The sequence below is a fragment of the Shewanella sp. DW31 genome, from assembly GCF_015767295.1.
GTDB classification, from domain to species: domain Bacteria; phylum Pseudomonadota; class Gammaproteobacteria; order Enterobacterales; family Shewanellaceae; genus Shewanella; species Shewanella oncorhynchi.
Genome location: NZ_JADWMP020000020.1, coordinates 35,238 through 58,022, shown reverse-complemented (window position 1 = coordinate 58,022; position 22,785 = coordinate 35,238). Strand labels below are relative to the sequence as shown.

The following is a 22,785-nucleotide window of genomic DNA, read 5'->3' as shown; positions in this document are numbered from 1 at the left end:
TGAAGTAAAGGAGCTTGCCATGCTGGATGATGAATCAGCACTGTTTTTTGAGGAAATGGCTGGAGTCGTGCCACTAAAAGGCGATATGCCAGTGGTAAATTTAGCACCGAAAGCGTTGACGGCTGAGCAAATACACAGACGCGATGCTTTACAACGGGAAGCCTTCCTAGCGTGTATGCCACTGGATTTAAAAGCGTTTCCACAGCAAGCGCCAGATGACATTGTGAGCTTTAAGCGTGAGGGGGTACAGGGCGGCGTTTTTAAACGACTCCGAATGGGGCAATACAGCATCAAGATGGAGCTTGATGTGCATGCTTATCGGTTAAACCAAGCTCGTGATGCCGTCCTTAACTATTTACTGGCAGCGCAGGCACATGGTGAACGCTGTGTCATGTTGATCCACGGTAAAGGCTATCAGAGTCAACCCTTTGCGGGATTGCTCAAATCCGCTGTGTGCTATTGGTTATCACAACTCGACATGGTGCTTGCCTATCATTCGGCGAAAACCGAGCAGGGCGGTGCTGGAGCACTTTATGTGATGTTAACTAAGTCAGAACAGCTTAAGCTTGAAAACCGTGAAGCCAATCGCAAAGGAATGGGATGGCGTTAGATTAAACAGATAAGTATTGAATAAAAATGCCCAATTTTATTGGGCATTTTGTTTTATGTTATTGGGTAATGATTTAACGAACCCTTACCAACCACACTGGCGGTTTGCGGTGGTATTTTGCTCATCTAACCATGTTTTAAGTGGGGCGAAGTAATCGAGCACCGCTTTTGCATCCATCGTTTCTTTGCCGGTGACTTCTTTCAATGCTTCTGGCCAAGGTTTACTTAAGCCTAACTCGAGCATCTTATTGAGTTTCTCTCCCGCGGCTTGATTGCCATAAATACTGCATCTGTGTGCCGGACCTTTATCGCCTGCAGTTTCACACAGCGCTTGATGGAATTGGAATTGCAAAATATGCGCTAGGAAGTAACGGGTGTAGGGTACATTGCCTGGTACATGGTATTTAGCACCCGGATCAAAATCTGCTTCACTACGTTCAGTCGGTGCTTTGACGCCTTGGTATTTTTCCCTCAGATCCCACCAAGCTTGGTTATATTGGGCGGGCGTGATTTCGCCGCTAAACACTTTCCAGCGCCACTGATCTATCATCAGGCCAAAGGGCAAGAAAGCAATTTTGTCTAAGGCTTGTTTTAGTAAGAGGCCGATATCCTTAGATGCATCAGGTACTTCTTCTAATAAGCCGATTTGCTTTAAATAGCTTGGCGTAATCGACAGTGCAATCGTGTCACCAATGGCTTCATGGAAACCATCGTTGGCGCTGTTTTTAAATAGGAAGGGTTGTTGCTTATAAGCGCGTTGATAGAAGTTATGCCCAAGTTCGTGGTGGATAACGCTAAAATCTTCGGCAGTTTTTTGGATACACATTTTAATGCGGATATCGTCGAGATTATCGAGATCCCACGCCGAAGCGTGACAAACCACATCACGGTCCTTTGGTTGAACGAATAGAGAACGTGCCCAAAAACTTTCTGGCAATGGTGCGAACCCTAATGATGTGAAGAAGCCTTCGGCTTGTTTCACCATTTTATGCTCGTCATAGCCTTTCTTTGCCAGTAACTCAGTGACATCGTAACCCGGATCGGCATTGTCAGGGGCGACGAGATCATACACATTGCCCCATTGCTGGGCCCACATGTTGCCAAGTAAGTGTGCAGGGATGGGGCCAGTGGTCGGTGCGACGCTATCGCCGTATTCTTTATTGAGTTCACCGCGCACATAACAGTGCAAAGATTCATAAAGGGGTTTTACTTGGCCCCAAAGACGATCGAGTTCCTGTGAAAAATCATCGGGTTTCATATCATATTGACTGCGCCATAGCTCAGACAGGTTGGCATAACCGAGATCCTTCGCGCCTTCATTGGCCAGTTCAACTTCGCGTTGAAACAAGGGGCGCATGGGTTTAGCTATTTCACGCCAGCCTTTCCACGCTTCCAGTAATTTTACGGGATCTCGTGATTCGGCCATTAAGCTCGATAGCTCAGGCTGGGTCATACATTTGCCGTCGGCAAAACAGTACTTTCCTTTGCCGTACAAGCCATTTAATTCTGAACTAATTTGCGCCAGCTCGGTATTCTTCGCAGGATCGAGCGGCGCGGGTAACACTAACGCACTGCGCAGGATATTGAGCTTGCGGGCATTTACGGGATCGAGTTGCACATTGGCATACTTAGCCGCCTCGGTTGCAAATTTTACCGACGCGGCACTGACCTTTTCGCCGACTACGGCAGACAGGGCCGCGGTATCATCAGTAATAAAGTTGCTGTAAATCCACTCGGCGCGATTAGATTCAATCGATAATTCGGCCATCTTGGCTTCAGCATCGTTAATAAAAGCAATGGCTTGTGCTTTATCTGGGGCGATATTGATGACAGCTGCTTCTGCAGTAGCTGTTTTGTCTGTTTTGTCTGTTTTACTTTGTGCATCATTACAGGCCGTTAATCCCAGCGCGAGTGCCACTGTGAGGGCGATTTTACTGCGACGATTCAATGAAATAACCATGTCTAGTTTTCCTTGTTGTTTTTGTGTTACACAGTTTACCTAAACCACAGGGTTATTGCACAAGGGTTAATTGACTTGTTTTTAACACTTATTCGGACATGTACGACATACCGCTTGTATCACAGACTAGAAAGCGGTGAATTTGTCCAATTTTAGTTTGACATCCGTGGTGCCAATGTTTAATTTAAACGAGTGTTTTAAATTAATTCAAGGTCACGGAATGGCAAGTCGATCCGATACAAAAACTAGAATACTTGATGCCGCAGAAAAACTCTTCGCCGAACGGGGCTTTTCTGAGACTTCCTTGCGACTCATTACCAGCAAAGCTGAGGTGAATTTAGCATCGGTCAATTATCACTTTGGTTCTAAAAAAGAGCTGATCCGTGCAGTGTTAGCCCGCTATTTAGACGTATTTATGCCTGCTGCTTCAAGCCAAATTCACCGTTTAAATGCCGCTCCAGCACAAGCAACACTCGAAGAGATCCTGTCTTCTTTGGTCGATCCTTTATTGGATTTAAACGCGCTACGTACAGAAGGCACCACGATCTTCCTGCAGCTTTTAGGCCGTGGCTATATCGAAAGCCAAGGGCATTTACGTTGGTTTATCACTACCCATTACGGCCAGCATCTGGATGCTTTTGTTAAAGCCGTTTCGGCCAGTGCACCACATATTCCACCCGCTGAAATGTTTTGGCGCTTACACTTTACCTTAGGCACTATCGTGTTCACTATGGCGTCCGCTGATGCCCTAAATGACATTGCTGCTGCTGAGTTTGGTGAGCATAACGACATCGAAGCCGTGATCCGTAAAGTGATCCCCTACATGGCGGCTGGTGTATCAGTCCCCGTTTCTTCTTAATTAAAAGGTCTTGATAATGTTGACGATTATAATTCTTGCCCTGATAGCCATTGTCGTGTTGTTTGCGGTGAAAAATATCCGGATGCAGTTTATTACCCGCCCAGTTTTTAGTTTTTTCAAGAAGGTCTTGCCGCCACTTTCAGATACCGAGCGCGAAGCGATGGAAGCCGGTGATGTCTGGTGGGAAGGGGAGTTATTTCGCGGAAATCCTAACTGGAATACCTTGCACAGCTACGGTAAGCCGACGCTGACAGCTGAAGAAAAAGACTTTATTGATAATCAAGTAATGACAGCACTGACGATGATCGATGATTTCGACATAGTGCATAACCGCAAGGATTTACCGCCGGAGCTGTGGGAATACTTTAAGAAAGAAGGTTTCTTCGCACTGATCATTCCGAAGAAATTTGGTGGTAAAGCTTTCTCTGCCTATGCAAACTCGACCATTGTCAGCAAATTAGCCAGCCGTAGCGTAAGCGCAGCTGTGACTGTGATGGTGCCGAACTCTTTAGGCCCTGGTGAGTTGCTAACCCACTATGGTTCGAGCGAGCAGAAAGAACGTTGGTTACCTGCTTTAGCTAAAGGCGATGAAATTCCTTGTTTTGCATTAACTGGTCCAGAAGCAGGCAGTGATGCCGGCGCTATCCCAGATGTGGGTATTGTGTGTCGTGATACTTTCAACGGCGAAGAAATGCTTGGGCTTAAACTCACTTGGGATAAGCGTTATATCACGCTGGCGCCTGTAGCAACAGTTCTGGGTTTAGCGTTCCAAATGCGCGATCCTGAAGGTCTGCTTGGCGATAAGAAAAACTTAGGCATTACCTGTGCGTTGATCCCAACGGATCATCCAGGTGTGGTTATTGGTCGTCGTCATAATCCGCTGGGTATGGCGTTTATGAACGGTACTACTCAAGGTAAAGAAGTGTTTATTCCGCTGGATTGGATTATCGGTGGCCCTGAGTTTGCCGGTAAAGGCTGGCGTATGCTGGTTGAGTGTTTGTCAGCGGGCCGCGGTATTTCATTGCCAGCATTGGCAACGGCTTCTGGTCACATGGCGACGAAGACGACAACGGCTTACAGCTATGTGCGTCACCAGTTTGGTATGGCAATTGGCCAGTTTGAAGGGGTGCAAGAAGCACTGGCGCGTATTATTGCCAACACTTATCAGTTAGAAGCTGCGCGTCGTTTAACAACCACGGGTATCGATCTTAAAGTCAAACCTTCGGTCGTGACCGCGATAGCTAAGTACCACATGACTGAATTAGGCCGTTCAGTGATGAACGATGCCATGGATATTCAATCGGGTAAGGGCATTCAATTAGGACCTAAAAACTATTTAGGCCACCCTTATATGTCGAATCCAATTTCGATCACTGTGGAAGGCGCGAATATTCTAACCCGCTCCTTGATGATTTTTGGTCAAGGTGCGACTCGCTGCCATCCTTACGTACTTGCCGAAATGGAAGCCGCAGCGATGGAAAACCAACATGAAGCCTTAGAGCGTTTTGATGCGTTATTAATGGGTCACATGGGTTATGCCACGCGTAATGCTTTCAGTGCTTTGTTTAGCGCGTTAAGCGGTAGCCGTTTTGGCAGTGCGCCAGTGAGCGGTGAAACTAAGCAGTACTATAAAGATATGTCGCGTATTTCGTCTGCATTAGCCTTAATGACAGATTTATCAATGCTGATCATGGGCGGCGATTTAAAACGCAAAGAAATGCTCTCAGCACGTATGGGTGATGTGCTCAGCCAGTTATATTTAGGCTCAGCAACCTTGAAGTTGTTTGAAGATAATGGCCGCCAACAGGACGATTTGCCTGCGGTACGTTATGTAATGGCCAATCGTTTGCACTTGGCGGCGAAAGCGTTGGAAGACACGATTCGTAACTTCCCGAGCCGTCCTGTGGCATGGTTACTGCGTGGCTTAATTTTCCCGCTGGGTAATCACTTCACTGCACCGAGTGACAAAATGGCGACCGATTTAGTTAGCGGCATGTTGAAGCCTGGCCCTGCTCGCGAACGTATTACTTTCTTATGTCCTGAATTTGAAGGGGATAAGGGCGGTATTGCTGAAGTTGAGCAAGCATTTATCGCGCAATATGCCTGTAAAGAAATCTATAAAAAACTGAAGAAAGCGCAGCGTGCCGGTGAGTTGCCAGCAAAAGTGCCGAATCTAGTTTTGTTTGCAAAAGCACTCGAGACTGGCGTTATCACTGCCGACGAAGAACAAAAGTTACAGCATGCTGATAAGCTGCGCTTAGCGGCAATTAATGTGAATGATTTCGAAGCGTTATAGTGATTGCTAGTGTTTAATGTTAGCGTTTAATGTTAGTGCAGTTTGGTCTAAGCGGTGTTAAGTTCGATAGCTAGCCGCTTAGGCCGTTTGGATTTCCCTCTGAAATGAGAGACCAACAAATCTTCACCAACAGAAATCTGCACTTACAGAAAACAGTCAATATAAAAAAACCACCTTCATGAGGTGGTTTTTTATTGGCTTTTTTCTAACGAACTTGAGTTGTTAGAAGAAGCTTAAGCTACGATCAACACTTTACAGGTGTTAGTGCCGCCGATGGTTTCCATTGCATCGCCTTTGGTCATCAGCACCATATCACCGCTATTCAAATAACCAGCCGCTGTTAATGCTTCTAACGCTTTTTGCGCTAGCTCATCGGCTGGGTGGATCGTTGAATCGAAGTAGATTGGCAACACGCCGCGGTACAAGGCCATTTTGGCTAAGGTTGTTGCGTGACGTGATAAACCCAGGATTGGCAGTGAAGAACTGATACGAGACATCAATTGTGGTGTTGCACCCGATTCAGTCAGAGCGATAATCGCCTTAACGCCTTCAAGGTGGTTTGCTGCATACATAGTTGATAGCGCAATGGTTTCTTCAACTGAAGTGAAACGCACATCTAATCTATGTTTAGACACAATCACACTTGGGTGAGATTCTGCGCCAACACACACGTTTGCCATTGCCTTAACGGTTTCTTCTGGGAAGTCACCGGCAGCAGTTTCAGCAGATAACATCACAGCATCGGTACCATCAAGCACAGCGTTCGCCACGTCCATCACTTCGGCGCGGGTTGGCATTGGGCTTGAAATCATCGATTCCATCATCTGAGTGGCAGTGATGACGACTTTATTCAGTTGGCGTGAACGGGCGATTAACTTCTTCTGCACTGCAACGAGTGCAGCATCACCAATTTCAACACCTAAGTCACCACGGGCAACCATAACAACGTCAGACGCTAAGATAACATCATCCATAGCGGCATCGGTCGCAACCGCTTCAGCACGTTCAACTTTAGCAACGATCAACGCATTACAACCTGCTTGACGAGCAAGATCGCGTGCATAGTCCAAGTCTGCACCACTGCGCGGGAAAGACACGGCTAAATAATCCACTTGGATCATTGCTGCAGTGAGAATGTCAGCCTTGTCTTTTTCGGTCAGCGCAGCAGCAGAAAGTCCGCCGCCTTGTTTGTTAATACCTTTGTTGTTAGATAAAGGGCCAGCCACAGTCACTGTGGTATGCACTTTACGGCCTTCAACACGCTCAACGCGTAATTGAACACGGCCATCATCTAACATCAGGATATCACCAACAGTTACATCGTCTGGCAATTGCTTGTAATCGATACCTACTTGGGTCTCGTCGCCTTCACCTTTGGCTAACTCGGCATCAAGTACATAGGCTTGACCTAATACGAGTTGTACTTTCTTATTGTCTTTGAAAGTAGAAACGCGGATTTTAGGGCCTTGTAAGTCACCAAGAATGGCCACATGAACGCCTAACTCTTTAGCGATTTCACGCGCTTGAGTTGCTCGTTTTAAGTGATCTTCTGGGGAACCGTGGGAGAAATTAAGACGTACAACGTTTGCACCTGCCGCGATGATGCGGCGTAGGTTATCATCACGATCGGTAGCGGGACCTAGAGTGGTGACGATTTTGGTTCTGCGGAACATAAGGATACTCCGTTAAAGTTAAAAAAATCTTGGGACTATATTACCATGCAATTCCAAATTTTGTAGTAAAGTTACAATCAAATTGATCTAAAGTTATGTATGAAAATTGTGAGGTATCGCTGATATTTGCACGATAAATGGCTAGGTTAAGGATCAACGCTAGCCATTTTTAGAAAAGGAAGTGAGTTACAGTATCGGATCTTTATTGATGCGAGACTCTTTTAACACTTCTTTCACTCGTTTCAAATTATCGCGGAAACGTGGGCCTCTACGTAAGGTAAAACCCGTTGCCAATACATCTATAGTGACTAATTGGGCTAAACGCGAGGCCATAGGTAAATACATGTCAGTATCTTCTGGCACTTCCATTGTCACGGGCAGTGTACATTCCATTGACAAAGGCGAGTTGCGGGCGGTAATACCAATCACAGCTGCACCATTTTCTCTCGCTAAACGCGCGATTTCAATCAATGACTTAGTACGGCCAGTGTGGGAAATCAATACCACCACATCGCCCTCATTACTGTTAATACAGCTCATGCGTTGCATTAGAACATCGTCAAAACAGATGACAGGGACATTAAAGCGGAAGAATTTATTTTGCGCGTCATGGGCAACTGAAGCGGATGCGCCTAGGCCAAAAAAGGAAATAGTCTTAGCTTGAGTGAGAATATCAACGGCTTTATTAATGGCTGAAATGTCTAGGCTTTGACGTGCGGTATCGAGCGAAGCCATTGAAGATTCGAATATTTTTGTCGTATAAGACTCAGTCGAATCATCTTCTTCAACGTGGCGGCTCACATAAGGTGTACCGTTCGCAAGACTTTGCGCTAGATGTAACTTAAAATCAGGGAAACCTTTAGTATCTAAGCGGCGGCAGAAACGATTCACAGTAGGTTCACTGACATCTGCCATCTTAGCCAGTGTGGCGATGCTAGAATGTATAGCTGTCTGTGGTGATGCTAAGATCACCTCTGCAACTTTGCGTTCTGATTTACTAAAATGGGTGAGGCTTTTTTGAACCTTTTCTAGGGTATTCATACGCGTATGTCCGCTAAATTGAGAATGTAATTTTATTTATTTTTATTTCGTGGGAGCAGATCAAGACTGGCGGCCCACTAATAGACTCTATGTAGTAACTTTTCAGTACAATTTTGAAATAAGACTTTACTACCTTCAGTAATTTAAGCACAAAAAGCATATCAGATTTATGCAGCAAGTGACTAGTTAGCAAGAATGTTAATATTTATAAAAATAGATGCATTTAACAAATTCTGTTGTTATATTACAACAAAAGTGTGGATTTCTTCATCGACATGAAGGGACACGACATACAAAGGAGATCGTAACGCAATGGGCAAAACAACATCAGGCGCCAAAGCTTGTGACTTCGTACTCTTTGGTACTAAAGGCGATTTGGCACGACGCAAGTTGTTACCTTCTTTATACCAGCTAGATAAAGCTGAACTTCTCGATAAAGATACGAAAGTGATCGGTGTCGCGAAAGACGAGTTTACTCAAGATGAGTTTATCGAATTAGTCACGCTTGCATTAAACACCTTCGTGAAAGAGCCTTTGTGCGAAGAGACTCTCCAGCGTTTCCTGTCCCGCTGCCACTATATAGGCACTAACTTTACTGATTCAGCGGGCTACAGTGCCTTCCATGATCTGCTCAAACCAGAAGAGCGCGTGATGGTCAGTTACTTTGCTACGCCACCTGCAATATTCGGCGACATTTGCCGTTGTTTGCATGAACAAGATCTTATCCACCCAGATTCACGCGTGGTGCTCGAAAAGCCCATCGGCTCAGATTTAGACTCTTCTCGCGTCATCAATGACCAAGTTTCCGCTTACTTCAAAGAACGTCAGGTTTACCGTATCGACCATTACTTAGGTAAAGAAACCGTACAGAACTTGATTGCCCTGCGTTTTGCGAACTCTTTATTTGCCTCTAAGTGGGACAACCGTACGATTGACCACGTCCAGATCACAGTCGCAGAAGAAGTGGGTATCGAAGGCCGTTGGGGTTACTTCGACAAAGCGGGTCAGATGCGCGATATGATCCAAAACCATTTGCTGCAAGTGTTAACGCTCGTTGCCATGGACCCACCTGTTAACTTAGACGCTGACAGCATCCGTGATGAAAAAGTCAAAGTGCTCAAATCACTGCGTCCGATTAATTCTGACAATGTGTATGAAAATACCGTACGCGGTCAGTACAGCGCAGGCTTCTTAAAGGGCAGCCCAGTCCCGGGTTATTTAGAAGAAGAAGGCGCCAACCTTCAATCACACACAGAAACCTTCGTGGCTATTCGTGTGGATATCGACAACTGGCGTTGGGCGGGCGTACCTTTCTATTTACGTAGCGGTAAACGTATGCCGTTTAAGAGCTCTGAAATTGTGGTGTATTTCAAAAACCCACCGCATAACTTATATCGCTCAAGCTACCGTAATCTGCCACCGAACAAGCTGACGATCCGTCTGCAGCCCCATGAAGGGGTTGAAATCCAGATGATGAACAAAGTGCCAGGTTTGGAGCAAAAACAACGTCTACAAACCACTAAACTCGATTTGAGCTTCTCTGATACCTTCAAAAATGAACGTATCGCCGATGCCTACGAGCGTCTGTTACTCGAAGCTATGCTCGGTAATCAAGCGCTGTTCGTGCGCCGCGACGAAGTCGAGCAGGCATGGACTTGGGTGGATGGTATTATCCAATCGTGGGAACAAAGCAACGAAAAACCAAAACCTTATCCTGCGGGTACTTGGGGTCCAGTTGCGTCAGTTGCTTTGATCACCAAAGATGGCCGTTCGTGGGACGAGTAGGAGACTTTGATGATTAAAGAAACCGTATTCAAATCTTTCGATACGCCAAGTGCGTTAGAACAACAGCTTGCGAATAGAATTGCGAGCCAGTTGCAGGAAGCCGTCGATGCCCGCGGAAAAGCGAGCTTAGTGGTTTCCGGTGGTTCGACGCCGCTTAAGTTATTTCAACTATTGAGCATGAAATCCATCGATTGGAGTGATGTTTATATCACGCTTGCCGATGAGCGCTGGGTTGAAGCCGACGCCGATGCTTCTAATGAGCGTCTCGTGCGTGAACATTTATTACAAAACCGTGCGGTGAATGCCAAATTCCGCGGTTTAAAAAACATGTTTTCGACCGCAGAAGCGGGCGCCGATATGGCCGCCGAGTCCTTGTCTAACTTCCCACGTCCTTTTGATGTGGTGGTGTTAGGCATGGGTAACGATGGTCATACCTGCTCTTGGTTTCCCTGCAGTGCTGAGCTTGAAAATGCGCTCACAACCCAAGCCTTGTGTGTGGCGACGAACCCCACCACAGCGCCCCATGGTAGAATTACGCTCTCTAAGAGTGCGATTCTGAACAGCAGACAAATTTATCTGCACTTGGTCGGGGAACAGAAATTATCCGTATATCGTCAAGCGTTAGAAAGTGATGATGTCCATGCTATGCCTATCAGAGCCGTATTAGCGCAGCGTAAAACGCCCGTTGATGTGTTCTGGAGCGCTTAAGGAGTCACTATGCACTCAGTAGAAATACACTCAGTAGTTCAAGCTGTTACCGACAGAATTATTGCCCGTAGCAAAGCGTCACGTGAAGGTTATCTCGCCGCATTGAATGATGCCCGTAACCATGGTGTACACCGTAGCTCATTGAGCTGTGGCAACTTAGCCCATGGTTTTGCCGCCTGTAATCCAGACGACAAAAATGCATTGCGTCAATTGAATAAGGCGAACATCGGCATAGTGACGGCATTTAACGATATGTTATCTGCGCACCAACCCTATGAAAAATATCCTGAATTGCTTAAAAAAGCCTGTCAGGAAGTTGGCAGTGTTGCACAAGTGGCAGGCGGTGTTCCGGCCATGTGTGATGGTGTGACTCAAGGTCAACCCGGTATGGAATTGAGCTTACTGAGTCGTGAAGTGATTGCGATGGCAACGGCTGTGGGCTTGTCTCACAACATGTTCGATGGCGCTTTACTGCTCGGTATTTGCGATAAAATTGTTCCAGGCTTACTCATAGGGGCCTTAAGTTTTGGTCACTTACCTATGTTATTCGTGCCGGCAGGGCCGATGAAATCAGGTATCCCGAACAAAGAAAAAGCCCGTATTCGTCAACAATTTGCTCAAGGTAAAGTGGATCGCGCGCAGCTGCTCGAAGCAGAAGCACAGTCTTACCACAGTGCAGGAACTTGTACTTTCTACGGCACGGCAAACTCGAATCAGTTGATGCTTGAAGTGATGGGTCTGCAGTTACCTGGCTCATCTTTTGTGAATCCTGATGATCCACTGCGCGAAGCGTTAAATAAGATGGCGGCTAAGCAAGTGTGCCGTTTAACTGAAATGGGGACTCAATATACCCCAATCGGTGAAGTGGTCAGCGAAAAATCTGTGGTTAACGGCATAGTCGCGCTATTAGCGACAGGCGGTTCAACTAACTTGACGATGCACATTGTCGCCGCGGCTCGTGCTGCCGGTATTATTGTGAACTGGGATGATTTTTCTGAATTATCCGATGCTGTACCATTAGTGGCGCGCGTGTATCCAAACGGTCATGCCGATATTAATCATTTCCATGCAGCCGGTGGCATGGCGTACTTAATCAAAGAATTGCTCGATGCGGGTCTATTGCATGAAGATGTGAATACCGTTGCGGGCTTTGGTTTACGCCGTTATACCCAAGAGCCAAGGTTACTTGACGGTGAACTGCGCTGGGTCGATGGCCCAACGACTAGCTTAGATACTGAAGTGTTAACGTCAGTCGCATCACCTTTCCAAGGCAACGGTGGCTTAAAATTACTCAAAGGTAACTTAGGCCGCGCTGTGATCAAAGTGTCAGCAGTACAAGAACAACATCGTGTCGTTGAAGCGCCCGCAGTGGTGATTGACGATCAAAATAAACTCGATGCCTTGTTCCAAGCCGGTGCTTTGGATAGAGATTGTGTTGTGGTGGTTAAAGGTCAAGGCCCGAAAGCTAACGGTATGCCAGAACTGCACAAGTTAACCCCATTATTGGGAACGCTTCAGGACAAAGGCTTTAAAGTCGCGCTGCTGACCGACGGTCGCATGTCTGGTGCGTCGGGTAAAGTCCCTGCGGCCATTCACTTGACGCCAGAAGCCTTAGATGGCGGTTTAATTGCTAAAGTCCAAGATGGCGACTTGATCCGTGTCGATGCGTTAACAGGCGAACTGAGCCTGCTTGTATCTGAAGCTGAACTTGCCACCAGAGCCGCGGGAATAGTGGATTTACATCGCTCACGTTATGGCATGGGCCGCGAGTTATTTAGTGCGCTACGTTCAAATCTAAGTAGTCCAGAAACTGGTGCGCGTTGTACTAATGCCATCGATGAACTTTATTAATACAAAGGAAGAATAACGCAATGCTTGAGAATAACTGGTCACTACAGCCACAAGATATTTTTAAACGCAGCCCTATTGTTCCTGTTATGGTGATTAACAAGATTGAACATGCGGTGCCATTAGCGCGAGCACTGGTTGCCGGTGGCATTAGCGTGTTAGAAGTGACTTTGCGTACGCCTTGTGCACTCGAAGCTATCACTAAAATCGCCAAAGAAGTGCCTGAGGCCTTAGTGGGCGCAGGGACTATCCTAAACGAAGCTCAGCTTGATCTTGCGATTGCCGCTGGCGCGCAGTTTATTATTACCCCAGGTGCAACGGTTGAACTACTTAAAGCGGGTATGCATGGTCCAATCCCTTTAATTCCAGGGGTTGCGAGCATTTCAGAAGTGATGACGGGGATGGCGCTCGGTTACACCCACTTTAAATTCTTCCCAGCCGAAGCCTCGGGTGGTGTCGATGCTCTTAAAGCCTTCTCGGGTCCGCTAGCGGACATTCGCTTCTGCCCAACAGGTGGCATTACGCCAAGCAGCTATAAAGATTATTTAGCGCTGAAAAACGTCGATTGTATTGGTGGTAGTTGGATTGCGCCAACGGATGCAATGGAACACGGCGATTGGGATCGTATCACTCAACTTTGTAAAGATGCCATTGGCGCTTTATAAATCGAGTTTGAAATAGTGACAAAATAAAAAACCACCGCGAGGTGGTTTTTTGTCTTTTATCTTTAGCCTTTGATAAAGAATGTCTGCGATAGCCGACGCTATAGAAAGTCTAGCTTTTATAGAAACTCGTACATTTACAAACGGTCTGGCTTTATAGCAAGTCGGGCCGCGCAATGTCTGTTTACCTACATTTCCTTGCTCAGTTCCACATTTGAGCCGGCTTTTGGGCTAAATAGCTGTTGATACAGTCTGCCTGCAAACTCATCGGTCATCCCCGAAATATAGTCCGCCAACACTCTGTGACTGTTTAAGCCTTGTTGCTCACTTTCGTGCCAGCGCTCTTGGGTGTTCAGTGGCAGTAAACGCTCTGGATCGGAAGCGAAGGCTTCGAATAAACCCATCACAATTTGCTGGCCCTTATATTCGAGCATTTGGATCTCAGGTTTACGAATAACGTATTTATAAACCAGTTGCTTGAGCACATTGAGCGCAATGGCAAATTCTGGCTCTAACGTCGCATTAAAGCGCAATAATGGCTCTTCGAACACGTCATCTTCTGAGATAACAATAGCGGTGACAAAGCCATTAACGAGTGTGCCTATGGCATCTTTACGCAGGTGATGCTCATGGGAAAACAGCTTGTTGCCAATATCTGCCAGCTCTTGTTTTATCCACGCATCACTGCTGTTCGTCAGTGTCGGCGCCACATCTTGATGCCACTGGGACGCTGTGACTATGCCCATCACAATCGCATCTTCGAGATCGTGCACCGCATAGGCGATGTCATCAGCCAGTTCCATGATCGAGCAATCGAAGGATTTAAACTGGGTTCGCAAATGCGGATAGTGGTGCAGGGCGGGGTGTGAACCTTGCTGAGTTGATGTAAAACGACGGCTATCTGCCTCAGATAAAGGCTCAAGCACCCAAGCGAAGATGTCGTTATCATCGTCGAAAATGCCCTTAACCGGCGGCCATTGTGACGGTTTTAACTGTCTGTGGTTGGTGATTTCACTATGCTCGCCCGCGACAAACAGCTTCGAGTGCGGCGCAGGGTATTTCAAAATCCCGAGCATGGTACGCCGACACAAGTTCATCCCAAAATCTAAAGTGTAGGGCTCAAGTTTCGATAAAATACGAAAGGTTTGGCCATTGCCTTCAAAACCGCCGTGGTCGCGCATCATGTAATTCAATGCGACTTCGCCGCCATGGCCGAAGGGAGGATGACCAATATCGTGGGCTAAACATAAGGACTCTAATAAGCTCATAGAGCAAAGCAGTTGTTTATGTTGTGGATATTTACGTCTGAGCTGCGCGGCTATGCCGGTGCCAATTTGCGAGACTTCGAGTGAGTGGGTTAATCGGGTGCGATAGAAGTCATTCATGCCAACGCCGAGCACTTGTGTCTTAGCCTGTAGGCGGCGAAAGGCGGCCGAGTGGAGAATACGCGCCCTGTCTCTTTGGTAAGGGCTGCGGTGATCGTTACGCCGTTGTTTATCTTCACCATGACGGCGTTCTTGCCAAACACTTGAAGTCATATGCATTCCTAGCGAGAGTGGAAAATCAAAGCATCTTGTTAATTTCGTCTAAATTCAAAGTGAAACTGGGTACAAAGCAGCTCATAAAATACTGTACTGAGGGATCAGGATTCGTCGACAGCATGTCTTCGAGACGCTTACGGGCGGTATTGAATTCACTGTTGCCAGCACGGTTTTCTTCAAGGCATTTAAGATAGGCACACAGAGTGTCAGCCGATTTCACTATGGTCTTGTAAACGGGATCGGCGTAATCGCTGATGAACAGACTGCGATAATCCTCTTTAAATTCCTCAGGTACCATATCTAACATGCGCTGCTCGGCAATCGCCTCAATCTTTTTATACTCGGCTTCAATTTCTTTATTGAAGTATTTCACCGGCGTCGGTAAGTCACCCGTGAGAATTTCACTGGCATCGTGAAAAATCGCCAGACTCGTGGCTTGATGGGGATCGAGCGTCGTGCCGAATTTCTTATTACTGATGATCACCAGTGCATGGGCCACCATGGCAACTTGCAGCGAGTGTTCTTGAACATTTTCAGTGCGAACGTTGTACATCAAAGGCCAGCGTTGGATAAGTTTCATGCGAGCTAAATGCGCAAATAAGTGACTCATAGTTTTCCTGCTAAAGAGTGAAATCGGTAGGCGACAAGCTGCAATGGAAGACATGATACGAGTGAATAGGCAGTATTGACGCTAGTGAAGTCTTAGATTATCACAGCCTTGGATGACACGTGAGCATGAGCGTGGGGGATTTAAAGAAATAGCTAAAAATAAAGCGACCACTAGGATCGCTTTATGTCTCAAACCGTTAAAGGGATATTTTACTGTCGATAGTTTTCGAGGAAGGCGCCAAACTCGGTAAATGCTTTCTTCAGATCTTCTTTATAGGGCAAGAAAACCACTCGTAAATGGTCGGGCTCAGGCCAGTTAAAGGCGCTGCCATGGACTAACAGGATTTTCTTTTCTCTGAGTAAATCCAGCACTAAACGCTCATCATCCCGCAGATTGAATTTTTTCATATCCAGTTTCGGGAAGGCATAGAGTGCGCCCTTGGGTTTTTTAACGCTCACGCCTGGAATTTGGTTAAGCAATTCGTAACAGGCATCCCTTTGGACTGTGAGGCGGCCATTAGGCAAAATAAGCTCGTTAATACTCTGATAACCGCCGAGCGCAGTTTGAATCGCATGTTGATTGGGCACGTTTGCACAGAGGCGCATCGAGGACAGCATCTCTAAGCCTTCGATGTAACTTTTAGCAGCCTTAAGATTGCCAGATAACATCATCCAACCAACACGAAATCCTGCTGCACGATAAGCCTTTGATAAACCGTTAAAAGTAACAGTTAAAATATCATCTGATAGACCCGCAGCAGGAATATGCTTGGCTTCATCGTATAAAATTTTATCGTAAATTTCATCGGCAAAAAGGATCAGATCATGTTGACGACACAGTTCAACCACTTGCAGCAGTAATTCTCTGCTGTATACCGCTCCGGTTGGGTTGTTCGGGTTAATCAGCACTATGCCGCGGGTACGTGATGAAATTTTACTTTTAATGTCGTTGAGATCGGGGAACCAGTCCGCTTCTTCATCGCAGCGATAATGCACAGCCTTGCCGCCCGCGAGATTCGCCGCTGCTGTCCACAGGGGATAGTCTGGTGAGGGGATTAAGATCTCATCATCGGTATTTAGCAAGCCTTGCATTGCCATCATAATGAGTTCTGAAACGCCGTTACCTATATAGATATCTTCAATATCGACACCAAAAATCCCTTGGGCTTGATAATGTTGCACTATGGCCTTACGGGCAGAGAATAATCCTTTTGACTCACAGTAGCCTTGGGCACTGGGTAAATTGAGGATCACATCGCGCACAATTTCTTCAGGCGCTTCGAAACCGAAGGGGGCCGGATTACCAATGTTGAGTTTGAGGATTCGATGCCCCTCGTCTTCTAAACGTCTGGCTTCCTTGTGCACTGGGCCGCGGATGTCATAGCAAACGGTATCCAGCTTGTTGGATTTGATGATAGGGCGCATTTACACCTCGGAACATGCATAAAGTTTTGGCTTAAGTTAGCGCACCATAACGAAATTTCATTGCAGATGAAAGGGGGGATAAGCACAGAATTGCGCTTTTTTTATAAATATCCCTCAGTTAAATATGCTTTAACAGTCGATTAAAGAAATCTGCACAAGTTTTATGTTCTGACATTGGCATGATTTTAAGATTGTTTATCTATTGGGTTGGTAGGGGAATCTTGTTTATGTTTTTTCATTTCGAAAGATGAAAATGCGTTTTCATTAGCTGACCCATATTTAATTTCTCTATATTAGCCATATCAATCGTGACAGAAGAAAATGTATTTTAGCTGATACTTAATGGTTGATTTTTAATCACAGATTTTTGATAAGGTAAACTTATGCAAGCGGCATTTTATTTTGTGATAATTAGGCATATTTATTGAATGCTTATTAAGCTAAGAAGATCATAAATGTTTAAGTTACAATGGCGTTAAAAGTCTTATGGATTATACGGTTATGTAAAATTGTCTCGCGGAAAATAAATTTATTTTCTATCAAGTTAAATTTATAGTTGACTCAATATTCGATGCGCTTTATTTTCTGCGCGATGTTTTTGGCAAGGCACCTTAGATAGCAAGCAATTCGCGGGTTTTATCTTCAGGGTTAGTCATCATGAAGCAGCTGTGTTGACGTTCTGAATCGTGTTGATTTCAGGCGTTATTCTAAAACCATTTGCCTTTTAGGCGATTTATTTAGAGGACCTAAGTGCATGTCTGAACCGACAGCGTTAAGTCTCATTCCACCTTTGGTGGTATTGGTGTTAGCTATTTGGTTACGCCGTCCTATTTTATCTTTGATCATAGGTGCGGTAACCGGTTTCCTGTTACTCGATCCCAGTCAAGTCTTAAACAATTTTGCTAGTGTGTCATTGAAGGTTATGGCCGATGAAACCATAGGTTGGTTGATTCTGGTGTGTGGTGGTTTTGGCGCGCTCATCGCACTTTTAGTTCGAACTGGCGGCGCATTAGCGTTTGGCCGCAATGCACTTAAATTGGCGAAAGGACCTAAATCTTCCCTATTAATGACTTTTATCCTTGGGATCGTGATTTTTATCGATGACTATCTCAATGCGTTGACCGTGGGTGAAACCATGAAGCGTGTAACGGATAAATTTAAAGTGTCCCGTGAAATGCTCGCCTATGTCGTGGACTCCACCGCCGCGCCCGTGTGCGTGTTAGTGCCATTATCGACTTGGGCGGTATTTTTTGGTGGATTACTGGTGGATAACGGTGTGGCAGCCGAAGGTCAAGGCATTGCAGTGTATATGCAAGCCATTCCTTACATGCTTTATGCTTGGTTAGCTGTGGCTATGGTGCTACTTGTCGCATTAGGTATTGTGCCCGCCATTGGTCCAATGAAGACTGCGCAGCTGCGCGCTGCCCAAGGTGAACCCGCGGAAGCGCAAGTGGATTTCGACCAAGTTCAAACTTCGGATGAATATGCGGTTAAAGCCATAGAAGAGGAATTTAAGCACGCCGATAATCAGGGCAAACTGCATAACTTTTTAGTGCCCATTGGTTTGTTAGTTGCCTTTACCGTGTACTTTGATATCGATGTGTGGAAAGGCTTGCTGGCGACCTTAGTTATCACGATTCCTTATTATGCAGTGCAGCGCTTGATGCCATTTTCAGAGATGATGGACCAAATGATCGATGGCTTTAAAAGCATGCTACCGGCCATTAGCACTGTGATTGCGGCGTTTGTATTTAAGGATGTGTGCGATCAGTTGTTACTGCCGCAGTACGTCATTGAATCATTAAGCCCATTTATGACACCTAAATTGCTGCCTGCGGTAGTGTTCTTATCTATGGCTATACTCGCATTTGCCACAGGTTCGAGCTGGGGTATATTTGCCGTGACGATTCCTATCGTGATGCCATTAGCGCAAGCGGTTGGGGCGGACATCCCATTAGTCATTGGGGCCTTATTGTCTGCATCATCATTTGGTAGCCAAGCGTGCTTCTACTCAGATTCAACCGTATTGGCCGCCCAAGGCTCAGGTTGTAACTTAGTGAGCCATGCTGTGACTCAGTTACCTTATGCACTTATCGCAGCAGTAATAGCATTTATCGGCTTTATTGTGATTGCATAACTTCTGTCACGATTAATATAAGAAACCAGCTACGGCTGGTTTTTTTATGTCTGCCGTAATTAGGTTAGACGGCTAGAGTGAGTAAAAGGTGAATAAAGAGTGATGAGGCTTGAACTAGGATAAACACGATTACACTGTTAAATGAAGATTTTCAACTGATGTCAAATTATATTTTACGAAATTGTCATTTATATTTTACATATTTCATCATCGCCATGTAGCTTTTCAAATCAAAGCCTGATTATACTTTGCATCCTTCAGGGCATTATTTTCAACATTAGTGGCAAACGAATCAAATGGACTCAACTCTTCTTACTGCGTTTTTCGAGCACGGCACAATACGTGATGTCGAGTGTTTATTCCCTGATATTTCAGGCTATCCAAGGGGAAAGCTTATGCCAGCCCGAAGTTTTGCTCAGGGTGCTGAATTACGTATTGCCCAAGCGATTTCGATGCAAGCGATTACCGGTGAGTATTCCTACGATCCTGTTTTCCCTGATGCTGATCCTGATCTTTTACTCGTCCCCGATTACAGCACTCTCAAGATGATCCCATGGAGCACAGTGCCGCGCGCATTTGCCATCCATGACTGCGTATTACTGGATGGCAATTTATGTCCATTTGCGCCGCGCTCTATGTTAAAAAATGTGTTGGCCCGTTACCAAGCCCTTGGGTTAACGCCCGTGGTGGCCCCTGAGATTGAGTTTTATCTGACTGAAGCCAATACCGATCCGAGTGTTCCGTATCAGGCACCCATTTCAAAAAGTGGCCGAGCTGAAAATGGTCAATCTGCGTTTAGCATGAATATGCTCAATGAACTCGCGCCATTTTGGGATGAGTTTAATGCCGCCATCGATGCGATTGGGATTAAAGGTGACACTTGGATCCATGAAATGGGGCTATCACAATATGAAATTAACTTAGTGCATGGTGATCCGTTGGCTCTTGCAGATCAAGCCTTTATATTCAAATATGCGGCGAAAGAAATCGCCATAAAACATGGTTTGAATGCGATTTTTATGGCGAAACCCATAGCGGGTCAACCCGGCAGTTCTATGCATCTACATCAAAGTGTCGTTGATGATAAAGGTAATAATATTTTCAGCCATGCTGATGGTAGCGACACTGACCGTTTTCACCACTACATCGGTGGATTACAAAAGTATCTACCTGATTTAATGTTGTTATTTGCACCCAATATCAATTCATTTAGACGTTACATTTCCGGCAGTCAAGCACCGATTAATTTAAGTTGGGGCGTTGATAATCGCACCACTGGCTTACGTGTGCCATTGAGTGCTCCGGTGGCTAGACGGGTAGAGAATCGTATTGCGGGCGCCGATGCTAATCCGTACCTGATGATTGCCGCATCTTTGGCTGCGGGCCTTGCCGGAATGGAAGAAAAATTATCGCCAAGTGCACCAGAAACCGGGAGCGCCTACGATAGCAGCCATGACCTCGCGCAGACATTTTTAGCTGCGTTAACGCAAATGCGCCAAAGTGATTCGGCACGACGCTTACTCGGGGACGATTTTGTCACTGGCTTTGTATCGGTGAAGGAAATTGAATTCCAAAGTTATTTGAGTGAGATAGGGGCTTGGGAGCGACGTTTCTTAGGGCCGCAATGCTAACGCTTTTATGAATAAGGGAATTATTACTTATAAAAGTTTTAACCCCTTCAATGACTCAAGAGTCTTAAAAATGAGTGACTAAAAAATAGCGACAAAAAAGCCAGTGCAAGCACTGGCTTTTCTTCGTCTGGAAACGAAAAGGGCGATTAAACGCGCTTCTTGAATTCACCAGTACGAGTGTCGATTTCAATTTTGTCGCCTACTTTCACGAAGTCAGCAACACTCACTGTGCCACCGCCAGTGATAGTCGCTGGCTTCATCACTTTACCTGAAGTATCGCCACGAGCTGAAGGCTCAGTGTAGATCACTTCACGTACGATAGTGGTTGGCATTTCAACAGAGATAGCTTTGCCATCATAGAAAGTCACTTGGCAAGTTTCTTCCATACCGTCAACGATATAAGCCGCTGCATCACCTAGGTTTTCAGCTTCTACGTCGTATTGGTTGTATTCTGCATCCATGAATACAAACATAGGATCTGCAAAGTAAGAATATGTGCAGTCAAGACGATCTAGGATGATGTCTTCTAACTTATCTTCACCTTTGAAAGTCGTTTCAGTACCAGAGTTAAGCAGTAAGTTTTTCAACTTTAACTTAACGATAGCAGCGTTACGGCCAGAACGAGTTGTTTCAGTTTTCTGCACAACCCATGGGCTGCCATCTAACATGATCACGTTACCAGGACGGATTTCATGAGCAGTTTTCATTACACTATTTCCTATATTTAGATTTTTCTGTTTTCGCGCAGTATCTTAGCTGTTTTTAACGAACTGAACTAGTCGAGTAGCGAGATCTGCAGCATTTAATGCATTAATTGGCCATTGTTTAGCATGGTGATGCAACAAGGGCAAATTAACAGGATTAAGGTTTTGCCAGTGAAGGCTCACGGCTGATTGCTGTGCTTGGTTGAACGCGAGATTCAATTCAGACCAATAACAAGCAATTTTAGGTGGCAGATTATCGCAGTAAAGTTTAAGAAAAGCTTCTAATTTTACGAGGTGATAATCATCTTCTTGGGGATAAATGTGCCAAATGAAGGGTTTTGCGGCCCATTGGGCACGTAAAAAGGAATCTTCACCGCGCACGATATTAAAATCACTGCTCCAGAGCAGGCGATCAAACCCCTGTTGGTCTGTCATAGGTAAAATGTGCAGGGTTAAATTGCCATGATTTATCTGTTGACCCGGCACTAGAGCGGCAATTTCACAGGGCAGTAAATGTGTCAGACTGTTTAAGCTACGCCCCTTGGGGATCAGCGCATGGATTTTTTCTACCGATTGCTGCCATAACTCACATAATGCGGGTAGCGCCTCGGTCTCATAGCTAAAAACGCTAATAACAGTGTCTTGTGCCTGAATGTCCTTAAGACCTAGATCAGTAAAAAGCTGCAATTTATTGGCAGTATCAGCTTGCCAAGCATCACGCTCTGCAAACAAATTTTGCTCGCAAATGAGTCCACCCGTTTTGGCGCTAAAACCGGGAAAGTAGAAATACTTCTTCAAACCATTGGCTTGTAACGATGGCAAACCATGGCAGCCTTCAACCCAATCCTCAGCACTTAAATACTCTAAATTCAGCCAGACAGGTACAGATTTTGGGGCGTTCTGATGTAAATAAACCAGCTGCGCTTTTACCTGTTCGGGTAATTCACAGGCAAAGGCTTCGATGAGCACAGCTCCTGCAACAAACTTTATAGGCAAAGGCTCTTTCCAATGAATAATATTAACACCATTGAAGGTTTGAGTGGCTTTTAGTGGATAGAGTGTCGGTAAGATATGCGAGAAGCTTGCGAGGTCATCGACCCACAAATTAACGGGAATGTGGTACTCATTAGCCATTTGTTTGGCTAAACGCCAAGTGACGCCAATATCGCCATAGTTATCGACGACGGTACAAAAGATATCCCAATGAGTGGAGCGGAGTGTGTTGGTCATGAGTGTGGTATGTCGTTATTCTTAGTCAGAAATATATGCATAAAAAAAGCGGCGTTAAGCCGCTTTA

At 45.7% G+C, this 22,785-nt stretch carries 17 protein-coding genes; 9 read left to right on the top strand and 8 right to left on the bottom strand.

The window, feature by feature from the left end; translation table 11 throughout:
- Window positions 1–19: 19 nt before the first annotated feature.
- A complete protein-coding gene (smrA, locus tag GWI56_RS16110) occupies window positions 20–610 on the top strand; it encodes a DNA endonuclease SmrA (protein WP_198573474.1) in 591 nt (196 codons plus the stop codon).
- An 84-nt stretch (window positions 611–694) separates the two neighbouring features.
- Here the strand turns inward: smrA and GWI56_RS16105 are convergent, their stop codons facing one another.
- Entirely contained in the window at window positions 695–2,569 is a 1,875-nt protein-coding gene (locus GWI56_RS16105; protein WP_198573473.1) for a M2 family metallopeptidase, read from the bottom strand.
- A gap of 220 nt (window positions 2,570–2,789) precedes the next feature.
- Here GWI56_RS16105 and GWI56_RS16100 point away from each other — a divergent pair, with 220 nt between their 5' ends.
- Together GWI56_RS16100 and GWI56_RS16095 are read left to right on the top strand one after the other, a co-directional pair.
- The gene (locus GWI56_RS16100; protein ID WP_028760001.1) at window positions 2,790–3,428 is read left to right on the top strand and encodes a TetR/AcrR family transcriptional regulator; all 639 of its coding nucleotides are present in this window, start codon (window positions 2,790–2,792) and stop codon (window positions 3,426–3,428) included.
- A 16-nt stretch (window positions 3,429–3,444) separates the two neighbouring features.
- Window positions 3,445–5,724: an acyl-CoA dehydrogenase gene (locus tag GWI56_RS16095; RefSeq protein ID WP_198573472.1), complete on the top strand. Its 2,280-nt coding sequence runs from the start codon at window positions 3,445–3,447 to the stop codon at window positions 5,722–5,724.
- A 233-nt stretch (window positions 5,725–5,957) separates the two neighbouring features.
- Here GWI56_RS16095 and pyk read toward each other — a convergent pair whose 3' ends face one another.
- The gene (gene pyk / locus GWI56_RS16090; protein WP_105252459.1) at window positions 5,958–7,397 is read right to left on the bottom strand and encodes a pyruvate kinase; all 1,440 of its coding nucleotides are present in this window, start codon (window positions 7,395–7,397) and stop codon (window positions 5,958–5,960) included.
- A gap of 186 nt (window positions 7,398–7,583) precedes the next feature.
- A complete protein-coding gene (locus tag GWI56_RS16085; protein WP_006081563.1) occupies window positions 7,584–8,438 on the bottom strand; it encodes a MurR/RpiR family transcriptional regulator in 855 nt (284 codons plus the stop codon).
- A 312-nt stretch (window positions 8,439–8,750) separates the two neighbouring features.
- Between GWI56_RS16085 and zwf the strand changes: the two genes are divergently transcribed.
- From zwf to GWI56_RS16065, 4 genes are read left to right on the top strand one after another with little or no spacing between them, the layout of a single operon-like run.
- Window positions 8,751–10,223: a glucose-6-phosphate dehydrogenase gene (zwf, locus tag GWI56_RS16080; protein WP_028759998.1), complete on the top strand. Its 1,473-nt coding sequence runs from the start codon at window positions 8,751–8,753 to the stop codon at window positions 10,221–10,223.
- A 9-nt stretch (window positions 10,224–10,232) separates the two neighbouring features.
- Window positions 10,233–10,931: a 6-phosphogluconolactonase gene (gene pgl / locus GWI56_RS16075; RefSeq protein ID WP_198573471.1), complete on the top strand. Its 699-nt coding sequence runs from the start codon at window positions 10,233–10,235 to the stop codon at window positions 10,929–10,931.
- Window positions 10,932–10,955: 24 nt separating this feature from the next.
- Complete coding sequence (gene edd, locus GWI56_RS16070; protein WP_198573512.1) at window positions 10,956–12,782, top strand: phosphogluconate dehydratase; 1,827 nt, start codon at window positions 10,956–10,958, stop codon at window positions 12,780–12,782.
- 20 nt (window positions 12,783–12,802) lie between these two features.
- Window positions 12,803–13,444, top strand: coding sequence for a bifunctional 4-hydroxy-2-oxoglutarate aldolase/2-dehydro-3-deoxy-phosphogluconate aldolase (locus GWI56_RS16065; RefSeq protein ID WP_028759995.1), 642 nt, complete (start codon window positions 12,803–12,805; stop codon window positions 13,442–13,444).
- Window positions 13,445–13,629: 185 nt separating this feature from the next.
- Here the strand turns inward: GWI56_RS16065 and GWI56_RS16060 are convergent, their stop codons facing one another.
- The 3 genes from GWI56_RS16060 to GWI56_RS16050 form a co-directional block, all read right to left on the bottom strand.
- On the bottom strand, window positions 13,630–14,979 hold the full coding sequence (locus GWI56_RS16060) for an anti-phage deoxyguanosine triphosphatase (RefSeq protein ID WP_198573470.1): 1,350 nt from the start codon (window positions 14,977–14,979) through the stop codon (window positions 13,630–13,632).
- 25 nt (window positions 14,980–15,004) lie between these two features.
- Window positions 15,005–15,592: a 5'-deoxynucleotidase gene (gene yfbR, locus GWI56_RS16055; RefSeq protein WP_168825242.1), complete on the bottom strand. Its 588-nt coding sequence runs from the start codon at window positions 15,590–15,592 to the stop codon at window positions 15,005–15,007.
- 209 nt (window positions 15,593–15,801) lie between these two features.
- Window positions 15,802–17,016 (bottom strand): pyridoxal phosphate-dependent aminotransferase, encoded by a 1,215-nt coding sequence (locus GWI56_RS16050; protein WP_131524175.1) that lies wholly within the window; start codon window positions 17,014–17,016, stop codon window positions 15,802–15,804.
- 754 nt (window positions 17,017–17,770) lie between these two features.
- Here GWI56_RS16050 and GWI56_RS16045 point away from each other — a divergent pair.
- Complete coding sequence (locus GWI56_RS16045; RefSeq protein ID WP_113939692.1) at window positions 17,771–19,153, top strand: Na+/H+ antiporter NhaC family protein; 1,383 nt, start codon at window positions 17,771–17,773, stop codon at window positions 19,151–19,153.
- A 296-nt stretch (window positions 19,154–19,449) separates the two neighbouring features.
- Window positions 19,450–20,784 carry a glutamine synthetase family protein gene (locus GWI56_RS16040; protein WP_198573469.1) on the top strand — a complete coding sequence of 445 codons (1,335 nt, stop codon included), beginning with the start codon at window positions 19,450–19,452 and terminating at the stop codon, window positions 20,782–20,784.
- Window positions 20,785–20,930: 146 nt separating this feature from the next.
- On the opposite strand, the gene efp is transcribed toward GWI56_RS16040, so the two are convergent.
- A complete protein-coding gene (efp, locus tag GWI56_RS16035) occupies window positions 20,931–21,491 on the bottom strand; it encodes an elongation factor P (protein ID WP_105252465.1) in 561 nt (186 codons plus the stop codon).
- Between the two features lie 45 nt (window positions 21,492–21,536).
- Window positions 21,537–22,718 (bottom strand): elongation factor P maturation arginine rhamnosyltransferase EarP, encoded by a 1,182-nt coding sequence (earP, locus tag GWI56_RS16030; protein WP_198573468.1) that lies wholly within the window; start codon window positions 22,716–22,718, stop codon window positions 21,537–21,539.
- Window positions 22,719–22,785 lie beyond the last annotated feature (67 nt).